A 6,061-nucleotide genomic window follows, 5' to 3' on the forward strand; every position below is an offset into this window, starting at 1 on the left:
TTGTCCATTTCTAATATTTCTAGTTCAAGGAAGTTTTTCATATATACTTCATCTATATCTTCACCCTTGATTTTATCTATAACTACATCTACAGCAAAATCTACATCAATTGAATCATAAACATACTTAACTATATTAATATTTTCTGCCATTAAAGCTCTTAATTCATCTAAATCATATGTTATATAATTTATTGCTTCTTCATTTTCCTTTACTGCTTCTATTCTTACATTTAAAGTTGGCTCTTTAATAAATCTAATAGCTCCCCAGTATTTTCTTACAGCTTCAAGCTGAACCTTTTCTGAAGGCTTTTTAATATACTTAATAGAATCATAATCCTTTTTTACTGCTAAAAGCTGTATTTGTTCATTAGGATCACTTATAAATTGTATTGCCCATCCCTTTGATTTAACTGCTTCTTTTATTATTTCATCACTAGGATTCTTAATATATTTTAAAGAATTCCATAAAGCTCTAACTGCTAATATTCCGAGTTCCTCTTCTAATTCATCAATATATTCTACTGATAAAGGATTATTAGTAATTGCTAATTTCTTTACTTCAAAGCTCTTATTATCAACATATCTTATAGCTGTCCCATTTCTCTTAACAGCTTCAATAATTACCTCTTCACTTGGGTTATCTATATACCTTATATATAAAGGGTTGTCATAAATCTTTTTTAAATTTGTATCATCCATAAAAATGCCTTCTTTCATTTTCAATCTTTTGTTACTATTTAGCTAATTTAAAGGCTCTAAATAGGAAATAATATCTACTTTAACCTTTATTAACTAATAATAATTATTATTTATATCATTATAATATTACATTTAAAGAGAAATTTCCACCTTTCTCTTTAATATTGTAAAACTTTATTAGTTTTTGGTATAAAACCTTTTAATTTGAAAATAATCCTGCAACTTAAGGAGTAATTCTATCTATTATATTAATATAAGCGAGGTGATTTTATGTTTTCTTTTATTAGCTATCTTTATATATTATTTGTATTAATAATAGGATTGCTAATTCTTCTCTACCCAATAGAATTTTTTTATAGAAAATCATCAATGGATATGAAGGATTTATCTAATTTAAAATCTAAAGCAATTACTATTAGAATTACAACTATAGTTTTTATATTGATTTCTCTTATGTATTTAATATACTATTTTCATTAAATTAAAATTATATATTTTTATAATTAAAAGCACTTAATAAGAGCATTTCTCTTATTAAGTGCTTCTGTTATTTTATTTACTTATTCCCTATTAGATGCTTTTTATTAATTCCTCATACTCTTCTCTTGTAAGACCTAAGATATTTAAAATAGTATCTTCGTCTAATCCTGTGCTTATTAGGTTTTTAATTCTTTTTAATAATATATCGTTGTCTAATTCTTGCTTTATGCCCATTTTATAATTCCTCTCTTTCAATTATATTATTATCTTATTTATTCTTAATATTTATTCATATTCCTTCTTCTATAATTATTAAGAATTAATTACTATAAATATTGCTCTTTACAACATTGTAAATTATTACTATAATTATACCTAGATATACTAAGTATCGGAAATCTATGTATTGAGGTGAGTAAATGAAAATTAACAAGGAGCTATTAAAAGGAAGTACTACAATACTTATATTAAGTCTTTTAAAAAGAAAAGAAATGTATGGCTATGAAATGATTAAGGAAATCGAAACTAAATCAAATGGTGTTTTCTCCTTTAAAGAAGGAACTCTTTATCCAATCCTTCACAGCTTAGAAAATGAAAACTTTATCCAATCTTATTGGGATACTACTGAAGGTAAAAGAAAAAGAAAGTACTATAAGATTACTGAAGAAGGACTAAATGGACTTAAAGAAAAAGAAACTGAATGGAAGTTATTTAGTGAAACTGTAAATGAAGTGTTATGGGAGGTGTCACCATGTCATCAATAGATTATTCTAAAATAGATAACTACACTAATGAAGTATGTTCATTAATTAAGAATAAAAAGGTTCATGAAAATATAAAGCTTGAGCTTACAAGCCATATTGAAGAGCTTTATGATTCATATATAGAAGAAGGTTTAAATAGTGATGATGCTTTAAGTAAGGCTATATCTCAAATGGGAGATTCTAATATAGTTGGGAAAAGTCTAAATAAGGTCCATAAGGCTGCCCCTGATTGGCTATTGTTAGCTATGGCATCATTTTTTATAGCCTTTGGATTATTTACTCTTAACTTTTTACAAAAGAATATTCCTTATTACAGTGAATATCCTATATTTACATCTAGAATAATAATTTATACTCTTATAGGTGCTATAATTTCATTTTTACTGCTAAAATTAGATTATAGAAATATAAAAAAGTACTCTATTCATATTTATACTGTAAGTATTATGATTTTAATTTTATCCATGTTTAGCGGAACATATATTAATGGAGCACCTGGCTACTTAACAATAGGGCCTTTATCAATTAACCTATTTTATTTAATAACATTTTTATTACCAATATCCCTTGCAGGAATTTTTGATAATTTAAATTGGTCTATTAAAAAGGATTTAATAAAGGGAATTTCTTTAGCATTTTTCCCATGTATCTTTTTCGTAGCTGGACCATCTTTATCTAATATGACAATTTATATTCTAGCAATTGTTCCATTAATGATTGTTTCTGGACTAAGACTAAAATATGTAGCTATATCCTTTGGATCATTATTTGCTGTTTTTTCACTATTAATTTTCCCAGTACCTTATAGAGTCAAAAGAATCTTTGGCTTTATAAATCCTAATCTTGATCCTGATGGTGCTGGATGGATTTATAATAAATTAAGCTCATTAAGGCAATCAGCAGGATTGTTTGGTCAAGGAGCTTCCTTTAATAATAATGTTTTACCTGATGCTCATGGAGACTTTATCCTTAGCTATATAAACTATAGCTTTGGTTGGATAACAACATTACTTTTACTTATATTAATTCTTTCCTTTATAGTTAGAATAGGCTTCGTTGCAACAAATGTTAAAGATAATTACGGAAAGCTTTTAGTGTATGCTTTTTGTTCATTATTTGCAACACAATTTTTAATAAGCATATTAACTAATTTTTCCCTTTCTCCAGTGTTTGGAATAAGCCTTCCGTTTATAAGCTATGGAGGAACTAATATTGTTATGAACATAATTTCTATTACCTTAGTATGCAATGTTTATAAATATAGAAATACTCCTTTTGCAAAGGTAGTTAAAAATTAAGATGTTTTTTTAAGTAAGAAGTAAAGGTTAAAATCTAAAATTTTAGTAAGGTTTATACTAGACTATATCCATTTTTATTGATAACTTTAGATTTTAAAAGATAGGGCCTACAAGAATATCTTATTCTTGTAGGCTCTATCTTTTATTATTAATTTTCTCTATATTTATTTATATCTTTTTTAATTGCAGTAAGCATATTGTTAAGCTCTGAAACTTCACCTTCTTCAATAAGCTTGTTTAAAGACGTTTGGTATCTGCTTGCTTCTGCTACCTTGCCTAATGAAATTAATGAAAGTATGCTACTCATTATGTTTGAAATTATATCTGACTTTATTTCAAATAATTTTTGTGCATCCTTTATTTCATCTTTTATATCTAGCATTTGCTCATCTAAGTTAAATGCTGCATCTGCTGCCATCTTTAACTTATCCTTTATTTCTACTGGCATTTGCTGCTTATATTTATAGTTTAATGAATGTTCTATAGTTGCCCAAAAATTCATAGCTAATGTTCTTATTTGAAATTCTGCTAATATTTCCTGTGGCCCTTCTGCCATATTAACAGGATACTTAATTATCATATGGTAACTTCTATATCCACTACCCTTTACATTTCTTACATAGTCTTTTTCGTAAAGAATTTGCATATCTCGTCTTGCGCGGATAAGCTCTACAACCTTGTCTATATCATCCACAAACTGACACATTATTCTTATACCAGCTATATCCTCCATTTCATATTGAAGTCTATCTATTGGTATTTCGAATTTATTTGCCTTTTCTAATAAGCTTGATATTTCTTTTACTCTTCCAGTAACAAATTCTATTGGTGAATATTCATTTTTTCTTCTATATTCTTTTCTTATACTTCTTAATTTTACTTTTAATTCATCAACTGCCTGTTCATAAGGCATTAAAAATCTTTTCCAATCTTGAACTGCCATAATTAATCACCCTTTTTCATTATCACCCTAATTATTATATCAAAAATATTAAAAAGTGCTATTATTATTTACTATATAAATCTATTTTAATATCTTTTTAAGAAATTTTAAACAGCTTAACTATAATAATTTCTATAATTTCTCTTTTTTCACCACAAAATATAGAGAAATTATAGAAATTATTATAAACTCCTATTTCCCTAGAGGCTCTATTGATAATTTTATAGTTACCCTAAAAAACCTGAAGCAATAATTTACCTCAGGTTTTTAAAATTTTCTTTTAAAAAATAATTATATAAATAAATTTACATTAGCATCATCAGCTTCGCCTAAATAATATCCTACTCCACCATAGCTTATTCCATCAATTAGTTCTTCCTTTTTTATTCCCATTACATCCATAGACATACTACATGCAACTATTTCTACTCCACTTTCTATAGCTGCTTCTATTAAATCTTCTAAAGATTGAATATTTTTGTTTTTCATGACACCTCTAATCATTTGAGCTCCCATACCACCCATATTCATTTTTGAAAGTCCTAACTTTTTACTTCCTCTTGGCATCATCATTCCAAAAGCCTTTTCTATAATATTTTTAGGAACCTTTACCTTTTCTTCTTTTCTTAAAACATTTAATCCCCAGAAGGTAAAGAACATAGTAACTTTTTTACCCATAGCCACTGCTCCATTAGCTATAATAAATGATGCTATAGCCTTGTCTAAATCTCCACTAAATACTACCATTGTTTGTGAGTTAGGATTTGTATAATATGTGTTAGTTACAGCAGCTTCATTCATTACTTCTTCTAATCCCTTTTGGATTGTAGCTTCAATAATTCCCTTACTTTTATTTATATCTAATAACATATTTCCTGTTCTCTTAGACCATGCCTCTATATCTCTATAAAATCCTTCATCGGATACCTTTACCTTTAAGATATCTCCATTCTCCATTTCATCTACAGCCTTTTTTACTTCCATTAATGGACCTGGACATGATAAACCTGTTGCATTTAACTCTCTAACCTTTCCTATTGCCACTTCTCTTTGAGCCATAATCTTTTCCTCTTCCTTTTTATTTTCTATTACCTTTGCTTTATAATTAAAGTTTGCATAAGTTTTATATCCCCCATTTAAGTTTTTAACTTTAAAGCCTTTGTTTTTTAATATTCTTGATGCTATATATCCTCTTATTCCAACTGCACAAGATATTATTATTTCCTTTTCCTTATCAAGCTTATCTAAGTTTTCTCTTAATTCATTTACTGGTATATTTATAAAATCCTTAATAGAGCTATTTAAAACCTCTTCTCTATCTCTTACATCTAGAAGTATATTTTTAGAAGGATTTAGTTTTTCTAAATCTTCTATGTTTATAACATCTACTAATCCTTTGCTTTTGTTTTGTGCTATAAACCCTGCCATGTTAGCTGGTGATTTAGCTGATAAAAATGGTGGAGCATAAGCTAATTCTAATTCTGTTAAATCCTCCATAGTACCACCAAATTTTATTACTGTTGCTATTACATCAATAAACTTATCTACGCCCTCATATCCTAAGGCTTGTGCTCCTAATACCTTTCCTTCCACATCATATATAACTTTAATAGTTAAAGAAGTTGCATTTGGGTAATATCCTGCATGATTCATTGGGTGAAGATAAACCTTATCATATTTAATTCCATATCTATTTAAAGTTCTTTCATTATTACCTGTAGAAGCTACTACCATATCAAATACCTTTATAATAGATGTTCCCATAGTTCCTTTATATCTTGAATCTAACCCTGCAATATTATCTGCTACTATTCTTCCTTGTCTATTAGCAGGTCCAGCAAGTGGTATAAATGCTTCATTTCCATTTATATAATC

Annotated in this window: 6 protein-coding genes; 2 read left to right on the forward strand and 4 right to left on the reverse strand. The window is 27.4% G+C overall.

All coding sequences use genetic code 11. From position 1 onward, the window contains the following. Both ACRDBA_RS06605 and ACRDBA_RS06610 read right to left on the reverse strand, forming a co-directional pair. Positions 1 to 701: DUF4116 domain-containing protein (locus ACRDBA_RS06605; protein WP_438572140.1), on the reverse strand; the 701-nt coding region annotated here is incomplete at its 3' end. A gap of 570 nt (positions 702 to 1,271) precedes the next feature. Beyond that, positions 1,272 to 1,415, reverse strand: coding sequence for a hypothetical protein (locus tag ACRDBA_RS06610; RefSeq protein ID WP_438572141.1), 144 nt, complete (start codon positions 1,413 to 1,415; stop codon positions 1,272 to 1,274). A 185-nt stretch (positions 1,416 to 1,600) separates the two neighbouring features. Here ACRDBA_RS06610 and ACRDBA_RS06615 point away from each other — a divergent pair, with 185 nt between their 5' ends. Further along, positions 1,601 to 1,945, forward strand: a complete 345-nt coding sequence (locus ACRDBA_RS06615; RefSeq protein ID WP_438572142.1) for a PadR family transcriptional regulator — start codon at positions 1,601 to 1,603, stop codon at positions 1,943 to 1,945. Continuing rightward, positions 1,933 to 3,243, forward strand: coding sequence for an FtsW/RodA/SpoVE family cell cycle protein (locus tag ACRDBA_RS06620; RefSeq protein WP_438572143.1), 1,311 nt, complete (start codon positions 1,933 to 1,935; stop codon positions 3,241 to 3,243). The genes ACRDBA_RS06615 and ACRDBA_RS06620 overlap by 13 nt, the downstream gene beginning before the upstream one ends. A gap of 148 nt (positions 3,244 to 3,391) precedes the next feature. On the opposite strand, the gene ACRDBA_RS06625 is transcribed toward ACRDBA_RS06620, so the two are convergent. Both ACRDBA_RS06625 and ACRDBA_RS06630 read right to left on the reverse strand, forming a co-directional pair. Beyond that, positions 3,392 to 4,186 (reverse strand): GTP pyrophosphokinase, encoded by a 795-nt coding sequence (locus ACRDBA_RS06625; RefSeq protein WP_438572144.1) that lies wholly within the window; start codon positions 4,184 to 4,186, stop codon positions 3,392 to 3,394. 291 nt (positions 4,187 to 4,477) lie between these two features. Further along, positions 4,478 to 6,061: DsrE/DsrF/DrsH-like family protein (locus tag ACRDBA_RS06630; protein ID WP_438572145.1), on the reverse strand; the 1,584-nt coding region annotated here is incomplete at its 5' end.

Origin of the sequence: Clostridium sp. (assembly GCF_051654825.1) — a bacterium.
In the GTDB taxonomy this organism is placed as follows: Bacteria; Bacillota; Clostridia; order Clostridiales; family Clostridiaceae; genus Clostridium.

What these genes read in the sequence shown, in the direction of transcription:
- ACRDBA_RS06610 (WP_438572141.1), bottom strand. Translation starts at nt 1,415, where the DNA reads ATGGGCATAAAGCAAGAATTAGACAACGATATATTATTAAAAAGAATT.
- ACRDBA_RS06615 (WP_438572142.1), top strand. Translation starts at nt 1,601, where the DNA reads ATGAAAATTAACAAGGAGCTATTAAAAGGAAGTACTACAATACTTATA.
- ACRDBA_RS06625 (WP_438572144.1), bottom strand. Translation starts at nt 4,186, where the DNA reads ATGGCAGTTCAAGATTGGAAAAGATTTTTAATGCCTTATGAACAGGCA.
- ACRDBA_RS06620 (WP_438572143.1), top strand. Translation starts at nt 1,933, where the DNA reads ATGTCATCAATAGATTATTCTAAAATAGATAACTACACTAATGAAGTA.